Origin of the sequence: Pontibacter ummariensis (assembly GCF_900188175.1) — a bacterium.
Classification (GTDB): Bacteria; Bacteroidota; Bacteroidia; order Cytophagales; family Hymenobacteraceae; genus Pontibacter; species Pontibacter ummariensis.
In genome coordinates, this window is record NZ_FZOQ01000003.1 from 77,074 (window position 1) to 97,800 (window position 20,727).

At 47.5% G+C, this 20,727-nt stretch carries 17 protein-coding genes; 2 read left to right on the forward strand and 15 right to left on the reverse strand.

Going from position 1 to position 20,727, the window contains the following annotated elements:
* The first annotated feature begins 18 nt into the window (after positions 1–18).
* The gene (locus CHB92_RS04360) at positions 19–1,152 is read left to right on the forward strand and encodes a hypothetical protein (protein ID WP_089317963.1); all 1,134 of its coding nucleotides are present in this window, start codon (positions 19–21) and stop codon (positions 1,150–1,152) included.
* Positions 1,153–1,421: 269 nt separating this feature from the next.
* On the opposite strand, the gene CHB92_RS04365 is transcribed toward CHB92_RS04360, so the two are convergent.
* The 11 genes from CHB92_RS04365 to CHB92_RS04415 form a co-directional block, all read right to left on the reverse strand.
* Positions 1,422–1,880 carry a hypothetical protein gene (locus CHB92_RS04365; RefSeq protein WP_089317964.1) on the reverse strand — a complete coding sequence of 153 codons (459 nt, stop codon included), beginning with the start codon at positions 1,878–1,880 and terminating at the stop codon, positions 1,422–1,424.
* Between the two features lie 159 nt (positions 1,881–2,039).
* Positions 2,040–4,118, reverse strand: coding sequence for a cation:proton antiporter (locus CHB92_RS04370; RefSeq protein ID WP_089317965.1), 2,079 nt, complete (start codon positions 4,116–4,118; stop codon positions 2,040–2,042).
* Between the two features lie 1,977 nt (positions 4,119–6,095).
* Positions 6,096–7,703, reverse strand: a complete 1,608-nt coding sequence (locus tag CHB92_RS04375) for an Ig-like domain-containing domain (protein WP_089317966.1) — start codon at positions 7,701–7,703, stop codon at positions 6,096–6,098.
* Positions 7,704–7,776: 73 nt separating this feature from the next.
* Positions 7,777–8,664, reverse strand: a complete 888-nt coding sequence (locus CHB92_RS04380; protein ID WP_089317967.1) for a class I SAM-dependent methyltransferase — start codon at positions 8,662–8,664, stop codon at positions 7,777–7,779.
* The gene (gene mnmG / locus CHB92_RS04385; RefSeq protein WP_089317968.1) at positions 8,665–10,527 is read right to left on the reverse strand and encodes a tRNA uridine-5-carboxymethylaminomethyl(34) synthesis enzyme MnmG; all 1,863 of its coding nucleotides are present in this window, start codon (positions 10,525–10,527) and stop codon (positions 8,665–8,667) included.
* A gap of 64 nt (positions 10,528–10,591) precedes the next feature.
* Positions 10,592–11,020, reverse strand: coding sequence for an rRNA maturation RNase YbeY (gene ybeY / locus CHB92_RS04390; protein WP_089317969.1), 429 nt, complete (start codon positions 11,018–11,020; stop codon positions 10,592–10,594).
* The gene (locus tag CHB92_RS04395) at positions 11,004–11,429 is read right to left on the reverse strand and encodes an ATP-binding protein (protein WP_089317970.1); all 426 of its coding nucleotides are present in this window, start codon (positions 11,427–11,429) and stop codon (positions 11,004–11,006) included. The genes ybeY and CHB92_RS04395 overlap by 17 nt, the downstream gene beginning before the upstream one ends.
* Positions 11,430–11,462: 33 nt before the next feature.
* On the reverse strand, positions 11,463–14,774 hold the full coding sequence (locus CHB92_RS04400; RefSeq protein WP_089317971.1) for a DUF4175 family protein: 3,312 nt from the start codon (positions 14,772–14,774) through the stop codon (positions 11,463–11,465).
* A gap of 144 nt (positions 14,775–14,918) precedes the next feature.
* Entirely contained in the window at positions 14,919–15,680 is a 762-nt protein-coding gene (locus CHB92_RS04405) for an exodeoxyribonuclease III (RefSeq protein ID WP_089317972.1), read from the reverse strand.
* Positions 15,681–15,843: 163 nt separating this feature from the next.
* Entirely contained in the window at positions 15,844–16,209 is a 366-nt protein-coding gene (locus tag CHB92_RS04410; protein WP_089317973.1) for a hypothetical protein, read from the reverse strand.
* A gap of 58 nt (positions 16,210–16,267) precedes the next feature.
* Positions 16,268–16,621, reverse strand: coding sequence for a carboxymuconolactone decarboxylase family protein (locus CHB92_RS04415; RefSeq protein ID WP_089317974.1), 354 nt, complete (start codon positions 16,619–16,621; stop codon positions 16,268–16,270).
* 90 nt (positions 16,622–16,711) lie between these two features.
* On the opposite strand from CHB92_RS04415, the gene CHB92_RS04420 reads away from it, so the two are divergent.
* Positions 16,712–17,404, forward strand: a complete 693-nt coding sequence (locus CHB92_RS04420; RefSeq protein ID WP_089317975.1) for a ComF family protein — start codon at positions 16,712–16,714, stop codon at positions 17,402–17,404.
* A gap of 55 nt (positions 17,405–17,459) precedes the next feature.
* Here the strand turns inward: CHB92_RS04420 and CHB92_RS04425 are convergent, their stop codons facing one another.
* The 4 genes from CHB92_RS04425 to CHB92_RS04440 all read right to left on the reverse strand — a co-directional run bounded on the left by CHB92_RS04425 (position 17,460) and on the right by CHB92_RS04440 (position 20,678).
* Positions 17,460–17,798 carry an alpha/beta hydrolase gene (locus CHB92_RS04425; protein WP_089317976.1) on the reverse strand — a complete coding sequence of 113 codons (339 nt, stop codon included), beginning with the start codon at positions 17,796–17,798 and terminating at the stop codon, positions 17,460–17,462.
* Between the two features lie 8 nt (positions 17,799–17,806).
* Positions 17,807–18,220 (reverse strand): DUF4265 domain-containing protein, encoded by a 414-nt coding sequence (locus tag CHB92_RS04430; protein ID WP_179222953.1) that lies wholly within the window; start codon positions 18,218–18,220, stop codon positions 17,807–17,809.
* A 149-nt stretch (positions 18,221–18,369) separates the two neighbouring features.
* Complete coding sequence (gene gldJ / locus CHB92_RS04435; protein WP_089317978.1) at positions 18,370–19,602, reverse strand: gliding motility lipoprotein GldJ; 1,233 nt, start codon at positions 19,600–19,602, stop codon at positions 18,370–18,372.
* Between the two features lie 62 nt (positions 19,603–19,664).
* Positions 19,665–20,678: a PorP/SprF family type IX secretion system membrane protein gene (locus tag CHB92_RS04440; RefSeq protein ID WP_089317979.1), complete on the reverse strand. Its 1,014-nt coding sequence runs from the start codon at positions 20,676–20,678 to the stop codon at positions 19,665–19,667.
* Positions 20,679–20,727 lie beyond the last annotated feature (49 nt).

The following is a 20,727-nucleotide window of genomic DNA, read 5'->3' on the forward strand; positions in this document are numbered from 1 at the left end:
CTACCTATTTTTTTCAAAATGGCTAAACTTAAAAAAGCAAAGAAGCCTGCTCCTATTAAGCCTTATAAGTTCAGGAGGCGCTATAACATCCTGGACATTGTTGATCAAAAGGAAAAGAAGTTCTTATATTTTATTGCTTTCTCCCTTCTGCTGGCCGGACTAGTTTACCCTTATGCCTCTATAGCCATGTGGGTGGGCTTTGCCTTTGCCGGTTACTCTGCTATCGCCAATGATAGTATCCAGACGCTCGGTACATATATCGTATCTAACGAAGATAAGAAATGGTACTGGCAATGGCTCTTTATGGGCTCTATTTTCTTAGGTACTGTTTTTTACAGCTGGTATGTGTTCGACGGAGACGTTACCTATCAACGCCTCTCCTCTAAAGGGTTCGACCAGACGATCGATAGTTTTGTGTACCTGCAGTTGGCGGCCCCCATCATTCTGCTGTTGCTTACCCGCTTCCGTATTCCGGTGTCTACTACGTTCATGCTCCTGAGTGTGTTCACGGTTAGCTCGGGCGCTATCGTGAGCATGGTAAGTAAAAGCTTGGTAGGCTATGTTGCCGCTTTTGTTGCTGCCTTCATTATTTACCTGGCCCTTACCAAGATCATCAAAAAGTTTGTGAAAGGTGAGGCACACGGAGCGTGGATTGTGGCGCAGTGGATCATTAGTGGTTTCTTATGGCACACGTGGCTTGCCCAGGACTTGGCCAACATTGCCGTGTACTTACCCCGTCAACTGGAAACCTGGGAGTTCATAGCTTTTGCGGGCTTTATCTTCTTCGGCCTTGGCTTCCTGTTCTATATGAAGGGAGACAAGATCCAGAACATCATCAATGAGAAGTCAGATGTACGCGATGTGCGCAGCGCGACCATCATTGACCTTGTTTACTCTATTATCCTCTACTACTTCAAAGAGGTAAACAACATCCCGATGAGTACTACCTGGGTTTTTGTTGGCCTCCTGGCTGGCCGCGAACTGGGCATGCGCCTGCGCGCTCAGGATAGCTCGCAGAAGTTTGCCAAGACCTTTGGCCTGATCGGAAGAGACATTGCTTCCGTTACCGTTGGTTTGATCATCTCCGTTATTCTGGCTGTAGCCATCAACCCGGTCATTCAGGACGAGATCATAGCTTTCTTCTTTGAATAAGGCCTTCACATGTTTTCTTATAAAAGGCCCGGCATCCACCGGGCCTTTGCTTTTTCTGCTTGTTTAGCTGTTCATAACATCCTGCAGTTGCTGTCTTTTATAATGCACAGAAACTGGCATAAGAGTTTGTCTAGAGCCTTTCCGCTACTATTATTCACCATTCTGAAAACCTTTTCAGTAGTGCTCTGCGGTTATCCCTCTATGCAAAAAGCCCCGGCGAAAACACTCGCCAGGGCTTTTATCTATTTTTTTAAAAAAATGAAGCTCGCTTATTTCTCAGGCCAAACTACTTCCAGGTTGTCGTTTATGAAAACACCAAAGTTGATGGCAATTAGCTGATCATCGTCGAAGTACAGGTCTATCATTTCCTTTTCATAGGATACGCGTGTTTCCCCGGTCTCGGCATCCTCCTCTTCTAAGTCTGTGATGTCGTTGTCGGCAAACAACTGGATTACCTGTTCTTTGCTCATTTCGAATACCCGTTCTCCCCATATCTGCACTTCGCGGTTTGCTGTTTCAATACAGCTCAGACGGTAATCGTCTTCTTTATCGAAGTAAAGCGAATAGCCTTCTTCCCAGTAGTTCCAGGCCTGATGCTCAAACTCATCTTCCTCGTCGGACTCCTCTACCTCCTCGGGCTCTCCTACCAGTTCTTCTACTTCGTCCATTGTCAGGCCAAACTTGATCTTGCCAAGGCCTTTGCCTAACCTGATGTCTTTGTTGATCATGTCAATTGAATGGTTATATGTGCAAAGATACGGATTTACTCTTTCGATAATTTTTCTTCCCTTTAGAATATCTGCTCTTAGCTATTTTCTTGCGTCTCTTTACCTGAATTGCCCTGCCTGCTAAGTTACTTACTGTTCGCTACTTGTACTGTTGTGCCTTTATTCCTCTTCCTGATCGTTCCCCGCGTTCTGAGCGAAAGCGGCAGGCTTCACGGGTACACTTTGATAGATTGGATATTGTTCCGGATAGATAACGATGAAGCTGTTATCCTTGTAGTTTCGGGACAGTACGCGCGGCACATAATCGAGATTGCTGTTGTAGGAGATCGTTCTCTTTCTGGCAGAGATCACCACCACCATATCGTCCGGCTTCAGTTCTGATTTCATAGAAGCGAACTCTGTCAGGTCGGTATAAGGTATAAACTCTGCCTCTACAGTTGGCTTGGTATCCGTAATCTCCGCCTTCATCTTGTTTAAGGTCCTTCTACGGCCACGGAACACCAGCTTGGCACCCAACTGCTGCGACAGTAGCTTAACGCTCCTGATCCACCTTAAAAAGCCTCTCTCCAGCTCTGCGTTTGTAGGCACGATCACCACGATCCTTCCCGTTGTGTTCAATGGCTGAATGATCTTGCACACCAGGATCATTTGCTCCGTGTTCTCGAGTAAGTTGTCGAGTACGGTGCCAAAGATCCGGTCACGCGTTGTGATCTTGGCGTTCCAGCCTAAGACCACTTCCGTAATCATCAGCTCCTTTATCGCCCGTAAGATACCGCTTGGTACGTTGATGTCTATTTTCGAGACCAGTTGCACATCGTTATCCGAGGCCGAGGCATGTCTGATTGCCTCCTGTAGCATTTTGTTTTTCTTGTAGATCTCTTCTTCTGCGTGCTCGTTGTCAATGACCACAGCCAACGGGTAGATCGGCTCTCTGTGATCCGGGTTCTTGAGCATCACAGCCAGGTCTATCAGGCTTTCGATGGTCTTCGGGTTACCGATAGGTACCATTATCCTGTCTGGCTTTTCGCTGATGTCCGGTTTTCTTCTGCTTTCCAATATCGCCAGCTTTCTTCCTACTTTCTCTGTAGAGAAGGAGCTTACCATACTCGATACCAGAATAAGCACGACGGCTCCGTTCAAGGCACTTTCACCGATGATGCCTATCTCAAAGCCAGCCAGTACAACAGCCAGTGTTGCCGCTGCGTGGGCACTACTTAAGCCGAAGATCAGGTTGCGCTGCAATACGCTAAACTTAAAGAGCTTTTGGGTAACATAGGCCGCCAGAAACTTTGCGAGAGGCGCCAGCACCACAATTGTGCCGGCTATAAGCATGGCATTGGTGTCCGTAAACAAAACGGTTAGGTCTACGAGCATGCCCGTGCTGATCAGGAAGAAGGGGATAAAGATATTGTTACCCACAAACTCTATCCGGTTCATCAAAGCGGAGGTGTGAGGGATTAGGGGGTTGAGTGCCAGTCCTGCGAGGAAGGCCCCTATGATTGCCTCCATCCCCGCTAACTCTGATAAAAATGCCGCTGCAAACACCACCGTTAGCACAAATATATACTGTGCCCCCTTTTCACTCTCCAGCTGCTTAAACATCCACTTGGCGATTTTGGGGAACAGCCATAATACGACCCCAACAAATATGATCATCTCCGTGATCATCCACAGCCAAAAGCCTACCCCCGTACTTCCCTGTGTTGAGTTAATGATAATGGCCAGCACGAAGAGTACCGCAGTGTCTGTGATCAGAGTTCCTCCGATGGTAAGTGTTACGGCTTCGTTTTTACTTAAACCGAATCTACTGACGATAGGGTAAGCCAGCAGGGTGTGGGGGGCGAACATACTGGCCAGGAGAATGGCTGGCTTTATCTGGTATCCGTGCAGGTAAAAGAACACGACTGTTCCCAACACCATTGGGATTAGAAAGGTCAGTGTGCCGAAAATAAGACTCCTCACTTTGTACCTCTTGAAATCGATCATGTCGATCTCAAGGCCTGCCTGGAACATGATATAAAGGAGACCTACTGTTCCGAACAACTCAATGCTGGCATCTCTCGATAGAATATGTAGTCCGTTTGGTCCAACAATAACCCCTGCCACAATCAAACCCACGATACCTGGTATCCTTAATTTATTCAGGACAATGGGGATCATCAGGATTATAAGCAACACCAGCGTGAATATCAGCACTGGCTCCTCAAACGGAAGGGTGAGGTCTACATTTAAAAGCATGCTTTAGTTTTTCTCTCTTTTAGAACCTTTTTAAAAGGCTTTAAATATATCGATTTTTCTCTTGTTTGGTTTGGGTGTAAATCATTTAACTCTTTTCCCAAGTCTGTTTCTTCACCTTTCCACAACTTCCCACACCTAATAACTTTTATAAACTGAATTTTTTAAAACATTCTTTCTTTCACTATTGGGTGTGTTCATAAGTTGACAACTCTTCCCATACTTGTGTAGTGCGCATAACTTGTTTACAGCGCTTTTGTTTTTCACCAACTGTTCCACACTCCGGGTTACACTATGCTTTTATCGGTCAGGGCGTTAAATGGATTTTCCACTTTTTGCCCTTTTATGTGTATTTCTTTTTGCACACGGAACGTTTCCGTGGAAAAGGGTAATTTTTGGAAGACTTTGTGCACCTGTATCCACTTTTGGACTGTTACACAGGTCTTTTTTAGGTGTCACCTTTAGGGCTGTGTAATGTTTCCATGTGGTTACCCACGCTTTTCCACAACTTATCCCATCCTTTCTGTGGATTTCTCCTTTCTGTATCTTTTTCTAACATATGAGCAGCTTACACAGGTGTTTTTGCTCTTATACGGGATGTGTAAGGCAGAAGTACGGGTGTACTGTTACCTTGTTTCTTTTGCTTACTCGCTCCCCTGCACATGTGTAAGACTCAAGTGTTAGGTAACGCTTTGTAAAGGATACTAGCAACAGGTGCCTCTGTTTACCTAAGTCCAAAATTTGGTAGGGGTAAAAAGGCGAATCGGACAATCCGGAAGTCTTAAGCAGCAAGAGGTGTAGCTGGAGAAGGAGAAGATTGTAAAGGAGAGAAATTTATGTCAGCAGTAAGTTCTGTAAAGTGGAAAGTACTGCAGACAGCTTGCAGTGGAAGCTCGCATAGAAAGGGGAAGCAGGAAGGCTCCTGCTATTAGAAGCAGATAAAGACTTACTTCACATTAGGGCCTGTCTGGTGTTCCTTCTTTTGTTGGGGTAGATCCTTTAAACCTTTGATAAAACTTAAGGAGCTAGGGGCTCTGGTTTCTCCTTACCCCGGTCATCTAAACTTAGACTCTTTACCTCTGTAGCCAGCCGGAACTTAGAATAGCAGGCTGCAAAGAAGAAGTTTTGAAGGCATGCCGGGTTAAGCCGGAGACAGAAGCTGGTTGTGACAACTAGTTAAAACTAGATCGGGTAGGGGCTTAGAAATTTGAGAAAGCGCCTGTTGCCTTATCTTATCATAAGAAAAGGCTAAGCGTGTTGTCGATACTTCAGACCTTCATCGGATTGATCAGTTTCGTTGGTTCGACTGCTGAACTCAGGCTTAGGGTCCGTTCAGCTAGTTTTTACCAGGCTCATCTGTCCTTACCAATTAGTTAGAAGTTCAGTTATAGTTCCTGAAAATCGTTAGTGCTTGCTTTAGCAGGAGAGGGCGGGCAACTAGAACAGGGCTTACAACGGTACTGGACAGCAGTTGGTAAGTCCTCTCATTATATGGCCCAGTGGTTTTACTCTAGCAATGAAAGTAGGCTTTACTAGGTGCTCCTGTAGCTGTAACTGGCCTGTAACAGGTTTGTTTTATCTGTACGGACCTTACCGTTCAAGGTGCTAGTCGAGGTTTATAAACTTCTTTTGTAACCAAAAGATGAAGAATATCTTCATCTGTATTTAACATATATCCTGCACCTTCGCATGCTCTTGTAGCTTAAAAGACAGCCTCTCTAAACTAATCGTTCTTTATGTGCTTTGGATGTAGGGGGGAAGTTTTAAAAACGGAACGGCTCTCTTTGCCTTGTTTTTATCCTTTGGTTTTTGCGGGCAAGCTGTTTTGGTAGAAAGTTCTTAGCCTCTTTACGGCATAAGAAAGACCTATAGCTTTTAGTAGGGGCCCCTTTACAGCTGCCTTCAGTTTTGCCTCCGTACTGGACGCAGCAACAAAAAAAGGAGGTCTTATGCCTCCTTTTTTTGCCAGGTATTCTTTTATCAGAACTCCAGTATTTCTTCTATTTCCCAGTTTGCCCTTGCATCTATTGCTTTTGGGAAGACATATACTTTTTCCGGGGCTCTTTCAAAAGCAGGGTCTGCTTTTTCCCATTCACCGTCATTATCCTCATCTATTAACACGCGGATGGTATAGGCTCCTGGTTCCAGGTTCTTAAACTGGAAGTTCCTTTGGTTCCGGACCTGGTCCACTACTTTAAAGTTACTGTTCAGCAACTGCACAATGTAGGAGCTATACTCTGTTTTAACAATTCCGCGGAAGCTTCCTGCGCCTTTCTCCTCTGATATCCCAATGTTTAATTTAGGATACGAAAGAGGCTCTCCTTCCATAGGTACTACTGCTGTACTGTCTATAAGCAGCGTTACCTGCTTCACCCGGTTATTGACGCTCGGCAAGTTAAAGCGAAGCTCTGTGTTTGCTTTGCTTAAACTGATATCATTCGGATAAGTTAGTTGCGTCAAAACAGTAGTGTCAGCCATAAGCATTAGCGGGGCCTCGCCTGTTATTTTAACTGGTGTTTGCAGTTCTACAACTACAGGTTGCCCTGGCCGGTACTTCCCGCTTTTACCGTTGATAACTTTTAGCTGTGCCCCTTTTATTAACTGTGCCCGCTTACCCTGAAACGCTATCTGTAGTGTGTCTATGGCGATATTTCCGGCAGAATCAACAGCCGTAAGTACTGTTTTTCCACCCTCGAACTTCGGTGTTTTAAACAGCTGTGCAGCCTTGCCCTCCAGTATTATTTCACTTACTGTACTATCAGCAGTAGATTCCAAAGGCTTTACGGAAAAGCTTTGAATGCCCTCATTGTAATTGGCGATAAAGCGGTCGGAGTAAGTTTCGCGTCGCAGCAGGATTGGCTTTTTAGTGTCTATCCGGACTGTCTGCAATTTAACAGGCTCTGTATCGGGAGTTATGCGTAGCGGTTGAGGGAGGTAAGCGATTCTTTCTTCTTCAGAGTCATAGTACATGTTGTTGTTCTTATCCACCAGGCCATATACCCTGTAGTTTCCCTCCTTCACGTTTTCTATCTCAAAGTTCCCTGCGTCGTCCGTCGTCGTTAGGTAGTAAGGCCTGTTTTTTCGAATGCTTAAGGTATCCTCTGCCCTATACAAAGCAACCACTGCCCCTTTCTCTGGCGTCTGCTTCATCAGGTTAACAACTGTTCCGCTTACGCGGCTAGAGTCAATGAACGAGCCGGTACTAAACGCCAATTTAAGGTTCTTAGCCTTGTTTTTCTCTGTTATATCCACAATTCCTTCCCTGAAATTCAGGGTATAGGTTGTGTTCTCCTCCAGGGGCTTTTCAAACTCCAGCGTCAGCTGGTTCTTATTCGGCAGGATCTTGTACCTGTTTTCCACACTCGGCGTAATCAACAGCTCTTTGTTAAGGTTGTTCTGTTGCACCTCTTCGTCAAACTCAAGTGTAATAGAATTTGTACTTACGTTCAGTTGCTGGTCTTGTGGATTACTCGAGAGTAGCACTGGCGGCACCAGGTCTCTGGGACCACCCTCGGGTGGGTTCATGCTGGCACAGGAGGCAAGGCTTGCCAGTACGCCTGAGGCTAAGATTGCTTTTAAAAGCTTCATTCTTTTTGTTGTCTCTAAATAAAATAGGCAAACTCTCGTCTGCCTATCCTATATCGCTCCAAATATTCGGATCTTATTTTCTTTTTGCTACAAAAATTAAGCTAGAATAGTCGTTGCCATTCTTTTCGGCGTAACTGTTCGACTTATAGCCATTCAGCACACTGCTGATCATGTTGGCTTTGCCCTGCTTGTGCTTTTCGCTAAGCATACTCACATAGTAGGCGTCGAATTTCATAGGCAGCACTTCCTCCAGCTTCATTTTATGCTTCTTTAAAAAGCGCTTCATGGTAGCCTGCGTGAAATGGTACAGGTGGCGCGGCACATCATAGGCGGCCCAGTTTTCCTTGTACTGCTGGGCATCGTGCGAGTCGGCATTCGGTACGGCGATGATCAGTGTTCCATCTTCCTGCAGGCAATCGAGTAGCTGGCTCATCGTCTCATTCAGCGAATGAATGTGCTCGAGTACATGCCAGAGGGTGATGACCTCATACTTCTCCCCTTCTATATCCTGCAGATCTGCCGCTATAATCTCCCCTGTTTCCTGTGAGGCTATCTCCCTTGCCTTTGCGCTTGGTTCTACGCCCCTTATCTCCCACCCGTCTTTTTTGCAGGCTCCCAGGAATACACCAGTACCACAACCGTAATCCAGGATGCTTCCTTTGGCAGCCGCATACCTGTTGATAAGCTCTACTTTTTGCTTGGTAGTGATAGAGCGAACGACGTGATAGGCTCTGTTGATAATTCCGCTTTTGGTGTTTGTGTGAGAAATATACTCCTCAGATTCATAGTAGCTTCCTATGCTCCTCTCATCTGGTCTCGGATTAGTGAACTTGAACGTACAGTTCTCACACTCCACAATCACAAAGCTCTCTTTCGAAACTGCGTTATCTGTTACTACTAAAAAGTTTTTGAACTCGGTTTTGCCGCAGATCGGGCAATGTTCCAGTCTTTCGTAGCTCATTTATTTTCCCAGGTATACCATTAACACGGAGATGTCTGCCGGAGACACTCCGCTGATTCTAGAAGCTTGTCCGATCGTTTCCGGCTGTACCTTCAGCAGCTTCTCTTTTGCCTCAGCTGACAGGGCCGGGATGTCTCGGTAGTTGATCCTGCCCTTGATGCTGTAGTTTTCCAGCTCGCTCATCTTCGAAGCCATGGTGTGCTCTTTCTCTATGTAGCTTTCGTACTTTACCTGAATACCCGCCTGCTCTACACTATCCAGTTTAAACTTGCCCAGGTATTCAGCTACAGAAGGAACAGCTTTGGCGATGTGCTCTATCTCAACGTTCGGCCGCTTGATCAATTGCCCTGCCCGCTGCTTTTCAGTAATCGGAGCGGAGCCTAATTCTTCCAGCATGCTGTTGATATCTCCTGGCTCAATCGGCTTGTTATTTAAGTAAGCGATGATCTCAGCTGTTTCTTTTATCTTCTTATCCACAGCTTTCATTCTGTTTTCATCGGCTAAACCTAGTTCGAAACCACGCTTTGTCAGGCGAATGTCTGCATTATCCTGGCGCAGCAGGATGCGGTGCTCGGCACGGGAAGTAAACATGCGATAAGGTTCGTCAGTCCCTTTGTTTACCAGGTCATCGATCAGTACGCCGATATAAGCCTCTGAGCGTTTCAGTACGAATGGCTCTTTGTTGTTGATCTTATTATGTGCGTTGATACCGGCCATCAGTCCCTGGCAGGCGGCTTCTTCGTAACCTGTCGTTCCGTTTATCTGTCCGGCGAAATACAGGTTCTCTACCAGCTTGGTCTCCAGTGTCAGGTTGAGCTGCGTAGGCGGGAAGAAATCATACTCGATAGCATACCCCGGGCGGAACATTTTGGCGTTTTCAAAGCCTACGATTTTGCGCAGTGCTTTCAGCTGTACATCTTCGGGCAATGAACTGGAGAAACCGTTTACATAAACTTCCACGGTGTTCCATCCTTCTGGTTCCACAAAAATCTGGTGACGGTCACGCTCAGCAAAACGGTTGATCTTATCTTCTATGGACGGGCAGTAGCGTGGACCTAGACCCTGGATACGGCCCTGGAACATCGGCGACTTTTCGAAGCCGGTCTTCAGGATCTCGTGTACGTCCGGATTCGTGTAGGTGATAAAGCAGCTGCGCTGTTGCTGCAGCGGCTCTGTATCAGCGTACGAAAATTTAGAAGGGTTCTCATCGCCGAACTGCTCTTCCATTCTGCTATAATCGAGGGAACGGCCATCAACACGGGGAGGTGTACCTGTCTTCATCCGGCCTGCCTCGAAACCTAGATTCTTCAGGTCTTCTGTGATGCCCTTGGCTGACTTTTCGGCGGCACGTCCCCCTCCTAGTTGCTTCTCTCCGATGTGGATAATCCCATTCAAAAACGTACCGTTAGTTAATACAACGGCCTTTCCACGTATAGTTATCCCCAGGCTGGTACGGATGCCAACGGCCTTCCCTCCCTCTACCTCGATGCCTGTCACCATCTCTTGCCAGAAGTCAACGTTCTCTGTTTGCTCCAGGCTAAGGCGCCATGCTTCGGCAAAACGCATGCGGTCACTTTGCGCGCGCGGGCTCCACATGGCCGGGCCTTTGGATTTGTTCAGCATGCGAAACTGTATCATCGTTTGGTCGGTGATGATACCGCTCATGCCACCCAAGGCATCAATCTCACGAACGATTTGCCCTTTGGCGACACCACCCATGGCTGGGTTGCACGACATCTGGGCAATGGTGTTCATGTTCATTGTTGCCAGCAGAACTTTTGAACCCATTTTCGCTGCGGCTGCCGCGGCTTCGCAACCTGCATGCCCGGCGCCAACAACTATAATATCATATTCTGGAAACATGTAATCTGATTTTAGAGATGTTTCACGTGAAACATCTGCTGGAGGTTGGTAATTCCTTTTTGCTTTAAAACTTTCGCAAAGATAAGGAAGAATCTTCTTGTTTGCGCATAAGCGTCTCTTCCTCTTCGGTCTTGTCTCTAAAACCAAGTAAGTGCAGGACACCGTGTATGATCACGCGGTGGAGTTCATCTTTGAAAGCGGTGCCTAAATCCTGGGCATTCTCGCGAACGCGGTCTACGCTTATAAAAATATCACCTTCAATGATGCCTTCTTCGTCGGCATTATTGAAGGTGATGATGTCTGTGAGGGTATCGTGGTCGAGGTACTCTACGTTGATCTCGTGAAGGTAGTCATCCGAGCAGAAGACGTAGGTAAGGTTGCTTAGCTCTTGCCCGTGTTGCTCTATAACTGTTGTGATCCACTCTGAAACTTGCTCCGGGTTTTCTAGCTCAAACTCGATGTCTTCGCTAAAGAACTCAATTGGATGATCCATTCTGGGAAGGGACTATGTTGAAAATGAGCTGTACCTTTTTGCCGTCTTCCATAAAGTTAACTTCGTCGCAAAGGTTCTGCATTAAAAAGATGCCGCGACCACCAGGGTTCTCTAAGTTTTCTGGTGCGGTTGGGTCCGGTAGGTTCTCGTAGTCAAAGCCGGGGCCTTCGTCCTCTACTTCAAACAACAATTTGTTCTCCTCTACTTGCAGGGTGAGGTACACGTTCTTGTCTTTGTCAAACTTATTTCCGTGGCGGATGGCATTGTTTACAGATTCCGTTACGGCAACCATAATATTGCCATAGATATCATCTTCGAAGTCGAACTCTTCTTTAGAGTTATCGATAAAGCTTTCTATTACTCGGATGTTCTCGATTAGGGAAGGAATCTGAATTTTAACCTGATTCATATTAATCGTTAAGTGTAAAAATAGGTGCTGTTTTTATTTGCTAATGTTTTGGAAGTACTCGTTTACCTTCTGCTTATAATACGGAGAAAGCGCAGGTGGTATGGTTTTGAGCAATTCGGTTTGCTTTTCTTTTGCCTTTAAATACTTTTCAAACGAAGGCGGTACCTGGCGGGCTATCTCCTGTGCGGTCTTAGCCTCACGCTTATTGTCCAACTCACGCTCTTTAACAGACTTCTCAGCCTCTAGCAGGCGGGTCAGGATCTCGCGCTGTCGCATGATGGTTTGTTCAGTCAAACGTTTATTAACGAGATCAGTCTCGCTTTGTTCCATCATCTTGCTGATATTTCCCAGGTCACCGTTCTGACCATTCTCGCCGGGTTTTTTACCCTGTTTCTCCAGCTCTTTCAGTGCATTACGAAGGGCCTCTTGCTCTGCAGCCAATTTAGCTAATTCTTCAGAAAGTGCCTTGCCTGACTTGCCACCTTTTTTCAAATCATCAATTTTTTTGTTCAATTGTTGCTGCAATTCTCCTAAGTTGCCGGGCTGGGGTTTATTTCCTTTCTGCTTCCCAGCCATGTTCCCCTGCATTTGCTGCATAGCTTGTTGCATCTGCTTCAGGGCATCGTTCAGCATCAGGGCCAGGTTGTTCATACTCGTCATGGCTAGCTGTTGTTGCACGTTTGCTTTGCCCACATTCCGGTCCCGGAGCTCCTGCACGCTGTTGTCCATGCTCTGGTTCATGGCGGCCACCTCCCGTGTTACGAATGACTGAATCTGGAAGACTTTCTGGGCAAGTGCAAAGAGGCTGTCTTCTACCACCTGGGCATTGTCTTTTAAGCTAAGTTGCTGCTGCGATAAGGTGATAAAGCGGGGGTCGCTCTGGTTAACACCCCGGAACTGTTTCATCAGGTCCTCCTGGTCAAAGGAAAGCTTGATGAGGTTCTCTAGAATGTCGCGGAGATTGTCCAGGTTCTGCTGCATACCGGACATGCTCATGCTGCTTTTCATCTGTTCCATTTGCTGGGCCATTTGCTGCATCTTCTCCCCTGCCTTCTGCTGCGACTCACTGGCTTTCTTGTTTTGGTTCTTTTGCAGCTGCTCCTGGCTCTGCTGCATCTGCTGCTCTACATTTTGCTGGTCCTGCTGCTGTTGCTGCTCGTCCATCTGATTCTGGTTGGCCAGCTTCTCATTCAGGTCCTTGAGCTCCTTCATCTGCTCCTTTACCTCATTGAACTCCTGCTGCAACTCTTCCTGCTGCTCCTGCAGTTGTTGGTTGCCCTCCTGCTTTTGCTCTGTTTTATCAGCTAGCTGCTTTTGCTCTTTGGCCATTTCCTCCAACTGGCTGGCAACATTGTCCAGCTTTTGCTCAAACTGGAGTTGCTTGAACAATTCAAGTGCCCGCTCCAGCTCACGCTCAAAGTTCTTCTCGCGGTTGTCGAGTTTGCTGAGTAGCTTCTGCAGTTCGGTGTCGTTTGGCTTTTGCTGTTGTAGCAGCTTTTCCAGTTCTTCGTACAGCTTCTTTGTTTCGGGGTCCAGCAGGTCCTCCATCAGCTTCTGCAGCTGCTGGGCCTTTTCAGCTAACTGCTGGTCCTGTTCGCTGAGCATGTTTTGCTTTTTGTTCAGCTCATCAAAGAGCTCCTTCATTTGAGAGATGTCCTGCTCCAGTTGCTTTTTCTTGGCCATCAGGTCCTCCAGTTGCTTTTTATCCTGCCAGTTCAGATCCGTTTTGGTTTTCATCTTCTCTTCTGACCGCGATAGCTCCTGTTCCAGCTGCTGTGCTTTCTTCAGGGTGCTGCTCATCTGGCTGGCGATGGACTGGGAGTTGCTGTCCAGCTCTTTCTGCAGTTCCCGCTTGTCTGGCACCTTGAGTTCATACGTGCGGGTACGGGCAGATTTAGGACCATGGATGCCGTCATTATCCCATACCTGCACGAAGTACTCCAGCTGATCCCCTGGCTGCATGCCCAGGGAGGCTGTGTTCCACTCGTAGTAATAGGTTTGGTTGGTCTGCTGCCGGTTAAGCGGTAAAGCCTGGCTTTTATAGTTAGCCTGTGGGTTTCTGTCGTTGTTAACGCGGTAGTACAGCGCCAGGCGCGTTAAGCCATAGTCGTCGGATACATCCCCTCCCAGTACCAGAAAGGTGTACAGGGCGGTGTCCTGAAACTGCTCCAGACTGATCTGTGGATGACGGTCTGGGATAGTCGTAATCTGGTAATTGATCTTCTCTTTATTATCGCTGTGCTTGTTGCGCAGCTTAATACTGTAGTTCTGGCTCTTGTTTATTTCCTTGCTGGCACTAAAGCTATCCCCATCCTTCTTAGCCGCCAGCGTTTCAGCTGGCTCCTCAAAGTTCAGGTTCATGCTTTCTGTTTCGGTGGCGGTAAAGTTCCAGGTCACGGTACTTCCTTCCGGCACACTGGCATTACCCGTGTTCTGTACCACCTCCGGCGCTCGCTTGAGGTAGTCAGGATAGGCTATTAGCATCTGAAAATCCTTCAGGTTCGGACGCGACAGCAAAGCGAGGGTGTATTCATCAGACATAAAATCTGACCCTTCTAATTGAAAGTTGACAGGCTTTTGAGGCTGTTTGAACGTGTAGGTGTAAAGGCCGCTGGCATTTTGTGTTAGCTTTTGCCTACGACCATTGTAATTGATAAAGATCTCGCTGGGTATAGCTTTGCCGTCCACCCCTACCAGCAGCTCATAATCCTCTCCACGGTAGGTCTGCAACGCATCGTTCTGAACCACAAACGTAAAAGGAGCCTGAGGCGTATAATGCCTTTTATAATGAATGATGCGTTCGGTGCCCTGCACGAAGATCGTAGGGTAAACCAGTGCAATGAGCAGGGCAATAAATGCGGGAAGAGCGACGTATTTAAGGAGCGGCTTGTTCTCCCTATAGCTGACCGCATCGCCAAAACGGAAATTTAGCAGCTGCCCCGTGCGTTGTTCAATACTGGCTGCAATTAGCGCATTGGTCCTGTCCTGGTTCCGGAGCTGGATAGCGTTCAGTAGTTTGTCCCGTATCTCCGGGTAATGGGAGCCAACCTTTGTTGCCGCCTGCTCATCAGACAGTACACGCCGTAACCTTGTAATGGCCGATAAAGGTAAGGCAATCCACCGCACGAATACATAGACCACCAGGGCAACAAATGAGAAGAGCAGGAAAGCGCGTACGTAAACCGGAAAGTAGAACAGGTACTCCAGCAAGCTGTACACGATGTAAATAGAAAGCAGGAGCCCAACCGCAAAAATGCTACCCCGCAATAGCATGTTGAGGTAGAACTTCTGCTTGAACTCCTGCAGCTGATGCAGCAACTGATCGAGTGCATCGGTATGTTTCATGGTATACTCCTTAGATAATTAGGGCATGGCGGCTATTTTGTAAGATAACGAAATCCTGACTAAGACTTTGTGTACTAGTATGAAAAGTGCTTGTTATGCCTCTAAAGTATAAACTGCTTTTGCCTATACTTTAGTATGTCTCCCCTACTCCAGCTCCAGCAGCACAGGGCAATGGTCTGAGTGTTTTGCTTCGGTAAGAATGGCAGCTCTTTTCAGCCTGTCGCGCAGGTTATCGGTCGCCATGTTATAATCAATACGCCAACCAAGATTTTTGTTGCGTGCCCCGGCCCGATAACTCCACCAGGTATAGTTATGTGGCTCTTGGTTAAAGTGACGGAAGGTGTCTATGAAGCCGCTCTCCACCAGTCTGCCCAGCCACTCACGCTCCTCGGGCAGAAAGCCGGAGCTGTTGGCATTAGACTTCGGATTGTGGATGTCGATGGGCTTATGGCAGATGTTGTAATCGCCGCACACGATCAGGCCCGGAAGTTGCTGCTTCACATCATTGATATAGGCGAAGAAGTCTTCCATCCACTGAAATTTAAAGCCTTGTCGCTCCTCTCCGCTTGATCCGGACGGCATGTACACGCTCATCACCGATACATCGTTATAGTCGGCCCGCAACACGCGGCCTTCTATATCATAGCACTCGATGCCACAGCCTACTTCTACGTGCTTTGGCTCCTCTTTGGATAAAATGGCCACACCGCTATAGCCTTTTTTAACGGCAGGGTGCAGGTATACATGGTAACCCATTTCTTCGAACAGGCCTTTGTCAAACTTCGACGCATCGGCCTTGATCTCCTGCAGGCAAAGAACATCAGGATTAGCGGCTTTTAGCCACTCGGCAAAGCCTTTGGTAAGGGCGGCACGAATGCCATTCACATTATAGGTAATAATTCTCATGGGTGATGTTAGGGTGAACAAGTAGCACAGAATCGGGTAGCACGCTTTTACTTCTTGCCTATGTCCTTTGTCAGGAGTAAAAGCGATGAAATCAGCACCAGGTTAAGGATTCTATGTTTCATCTGATTTTAAGTAAGCCGTGCTACCTGATCCGCAGTATGTGCTAGGCACCTGGATTCTGTATTTCGTTGAATTTGTTAAAGTACTCTATTACATGCCACCGGAGCATTTTCTCCTGCTCCTTCAGATTGGCGAACGGGATAGGTTTGATTGCTTTAAAGTGAGGCCAGCCCTCTTCGTCGCGCCCCGTGAATTCGTAGAAGCCAGAGAGGCTGAATACCCGGCAGGTGGCAATGTGCATCAGGTCCTGCTTCTCCTCTTTCGTAAACTCCCGGACGCCCATGCCCAGCTCCTGTATCCCAATCAGAAACAGGATGGCGTTCATATCCGGCTTTTTACCGAAGCGCTTCATCAGGTCAGCACGCAGTTGCGTCCAGTTGTGGTCTAAATTTTCACTGTCGTAGTTCATAGGTAGCGTTGATACTTGCTGTATTTGTAGATACAACAAACAGGTATCCTGAAATAGTTTACTCAGCGCTGCCGCGTTCCTTTAGCTCCTCCCAGTACTCCACGGCTCTTCTGAAGTGTGGGATCACGATAGAGCCGCCTACCAGATTGGCAATGGAGAATACCTCCATGATCTGCTCGTCTGTTACGCCCTCTTCGTAGCACTTGCCTACATGGTATTTAATGCAGTCGTCGCAGCGTAGTACCATAGAGGCCACCAAGCCTAACATCTCTTTCGTTTTTACGTCCAGGGCACCGTCCATATAGGTATTGGTGTCGAGGTTGAAAAAGCGTTTGATTACTTTATTGTCGTAAGACATGATGCGCTCGTTCATGCGCTTCCGGTAGTCATTGAATTCTTCTACTAAGCTCATTGTTATGTGTTCTATTGCTAAAAGGCTGTAAGATATGTATCTATTTTACGCGAAGTTAACCAGAATATTCTAAACCGGCTCCTGACCTAAATGTTTGAAGACCTGCTGTCCTTGCTCTTCCCGGAGAGTTGCTATGCCTGCGACGGGGCTTTAGTTCGTGGCGAGAAGTGTATTTGTACCAGCTGCAATGCCAAATTGCCTTACACGGACTTTCATGTGCACGGGGCCACAGAGCTTAACCCACTACAGCGGCGGTTCTGGGGAAAAGTGCCGGTACGTTTTGCCTTCTCATATTTTTACTTTGTCCCAAAGGGCCGGGTACAAAGGCTGTTACATAAGCTAAAGTACAAGGGGGTGCAGGAACTTGGGGAGCACCTGGGGCAACGGTACGGCTCCCTCCTCTCCAACTACCAGTATGCCCAGCACTTCGATTTACTGGTGCCCGTGCCCTTGCACAAGTATAAGCTGCGAAGGCGGGGGTACAATCAGTCTGATGTCTTTGCGAAGGGGCTGGCAGAGGCCCTGCAGTTACCATGGAGCAGTAATGTTTTGGTCCGGAAGGTAGCCTCCTCCTCTCAAACCCGAAAGAGCCGGCTAGAGCGCTGGCAAAATGTGGAGGAGGTGTTTCAGGTACGGCAGGCGCAGACAGCGGCAGTACAGGACAAGCGCATTTTACTGGTGGATGATGTGCTAACGACCGGGGCTACCCTGGAAGCCTGCGCCGTTGTGCTGTTAGCAGCAGGCGCAGCTGAGGTAAGTATAGTGACCATAGCGGCGGCCTAGAAAGCGTAGGGACTATTTTCGCCTGGGCCTTTTTCCTGTTAATGCTCCTTTACGATTAGAGAAAGTTCAGCTGCGATCTTAGCGCCTGTTTCCCTTCCTTTAGTGTCGGCATCAGGGCAAACACATGAAACATCTCATCGTACTCCTCATACTGTACGTCTACCTGCGCCTCTGTTAGCCGCTGAACGAACTTCCGGTTGTCCCACAAAAAGCCTTCTGCGGTACCAATCTGTATTAGTGTGGGCAGGAGCCCTTTTACATTTCCATAGATTGGTGAAACCAATGGGTTTGTAAGGTCTTGCTCCTGCACGTACTTCCTGGTGGAGTCCTTTACATCCTCTAAGGGGAGCATGATGTCTTTATCAGCCGTAAGTGCTATGGCAGGGTTGCTCATCGAAAGGTCTAGCCAGCCTCGGTCTGCTCCCGGTGTATGTCCGACAAGCTGGGTTCTGCATACTCAATCTCCTCCTGCTGCTCCAGCTCATCAAGCAGGTCTTTTACTACGGCATAGTTTACACCTACTGGAACTTCAAGCACAAAAAAGTCTTCGTTTACCTCTTCCGACACACAGCCTAGCTGGGCGAATTGCTTCCGCAGGTCTAGCAATGGTGTCTGCTCATTCTGCCGAATTACTTGTATGGTGGAGTTACCAGAGGGTGTAACCGTTTCCTGGTACACCAGTGCCTCCTCCATCTTGTCGTAAACGGCCCGTACAACGTCCTCTGTAGCAATAAGCGGGACATAAGAAGGAATGCTGTCTATTTTATATAGATCCTGTGCGGCATCTACTTCGACAGCCCAGAGGGTTTCGGTCATTTCTCTGTCAAAGATTTCACTGTAAAACCGAAAAATTATTTTGGAAGATTGTTTATTCTCGCTCATGCGTCAAAGAAACAGGATTAGGTATAAATAGAAAAGCCCGGAACTGCTTCCGGGCTTTTCTATTGTGAAATAACTTTTATCGCTTAGTGATTTGAACCGGTGTTGATCATGGCGCAACGGAAACCGATTGTAGCGGTAGATGAATCCTGTGCCATGAAGCGGCGTGTGCCAGGAGACAACCAGTACGCTACGTCTTTCCAGGATCCGCCTTTGTAAACACGCACCTCGTTGTTGATCAGGGAGTGGAATCCTTCGCTGGAGTCATAGTTCTCAGCAGCATCCTGATAACCATCCCTGCGGAAAGGGTTCAGGTCTTCAACATCCTGATAAGAGAGCGGGCGGTAAACATCCTGCACCCACTCGTTTACGTTACCAGCCATGTTATAAAGGCCGAAGTCGTTTGGCGGGTAGCTGTAGATATAGTCTGTAATCATCGCGCCGTCATTCAGGGCGCCGGCTATACCCGCATAGTCACCACGACCACGCTTAAAGTTTGCCATAAATTTACCCATCTGCTTGCCGTACGGATTACGTACCTGATGGCCATCCCATGGATAAATACGGCGGTTATTTTGGTTTTCATCTTCAGAGTACTGAGTTCCGATCATAGCCTGCGCCGCGTACTCCCACTCTGCCTCAGTTGGGAGACGGTAGTTCGGCAGTACATAGCCAGACTCTATGGATGGAGTTGAGCCTTCAGCTGGAGCCTCTTCGTCTCCACCTCCACCTCCAAATAAGCCTCTCTTGCCACCTCCGTTTGCTCTTGAGGCAAGATTCTCGTTAACCTTGGCTGTACGCCAGATCGCATAGTCATTCGCCTGCAGCCAGCTTACGCCCACAACCGGGAAGAAGCGGAAACCAGGATAACGAAGGTAATACGTTACATAAGGGTCGTTGAAAGAAAGCTGGCGAGACCAAACCGTTGTATCTGGTAAAGCAGCTGTATACACCTCTGGCAAAGAGTCCTGCTTTAGGTAGTGCAGGTATTCCAGCCAGTGAATGTTCGCCACCTCCGTTTCATCCATGTAAAAAGAAGCAACCGTTACGGTACGCTCCATATTATCACGGGTCATGGCAATATCCTCTTCCATAGAACCTAGCACAGCGCGGCCACCTTCAATAAATACCAAGCCAGGGCCACCCTGAATGTCAGCGTAGTCTGCCACATTGAAAGCGTTTTCATCCTCCCCGTACTCGATACCAGTAGCAGTACTGTATTCGCCTGGGTATGTGCTTGTTGGCTGTCCTCCTTTAGAGCAGGAAGCGAGAAGAGCTCCTCCTACAACCGCAGCTGATAAATACTTAATTAACTTCATAAATAGTACCCAATTAAGATAAGGTTCTTGTAACGTAGTTTAATATGCAATTATAAATAAAATCAAAATCCTGGACAAACAATGTCACGGCTTAATTTGGATCTTAAGCGGCTTCTAAACAATTTGTTAATGTCAACTCGTTCAAAAATTAGTGAAATTTCATTTGCCCCGCCTGCTTCCTCACTAAAACCCTTTATGCCAATATCATGACTAAAACCGAGCTTAAACTGCTCAAGCTGCAATCCTGCTATTACGGACAAGGTTTGATCTTGGTTAGTTCCACCTGTTACAGGAACTCCGTTGTATATAAGACCTAACGTTAAGGGTGTGTAAATAGTATACAGTCCTACATCTAACCTGCTGGCATTTAGCTGATGAACATAGGTAGCCGTTGGAGAGAAGCTTAATTCGAAGAGTCTTCCTCGTTCTTCATAAGACCTGGCATAGAACTTATAGCCAGCAATCGCTGTAAAGCTGAGGGGTAACTCAAACTCTTCTTCAAAGCCATAAGTAGGCTTGTTAAGGTGAGCGGCTGTAAGACCTACCCAGAACTGATCAGACAAAAGAAGTCCGCCTACTGTAAAGTCTAGGTAATAGCTAGGCTCAAAGCGGTTTGCCTCGGCAGAGGTAAGGGATACCATGCCATTGTTTGAGAGCTGGTCGCCAAACACCAGGTTATCAAAATTAATGCGCAGGGAACCAACCCCGGCCTGTAGGCCTGCCGAAAGCGTCAGCTTTTCAGAAAGGTCTGTGTGGTAAGCGTAGCCCCCCGATATCTGCCATTTCTGCAACCCTCCTATGCCGGCCCTGTCTTGCTGCACCAGCAGGCTAACAGCCCCTTTAGAGTCTGCCAGGCTGTAGTCGGCCGCCAGTTGGTTTGAGATGAAAGAACCGTTGAGGGCGGGCCATTGGTTGCGGTGGGCTAAAGAAACGCTCCAGTCGTGCCCCAAACCAGCAAAAGCGGGGTTCAGGTACAAGCGGTTAGCATATTGCTGAGAATACTGTACATCCTGCGCCAAAGCTCCAACCGACCACACAAAACAGAGACATCCCCAAAGTAATTTATGTAAACTCATGCCTGTACAAAACTCTTAACCGCTACATACTAGTATGCAATATAGCACT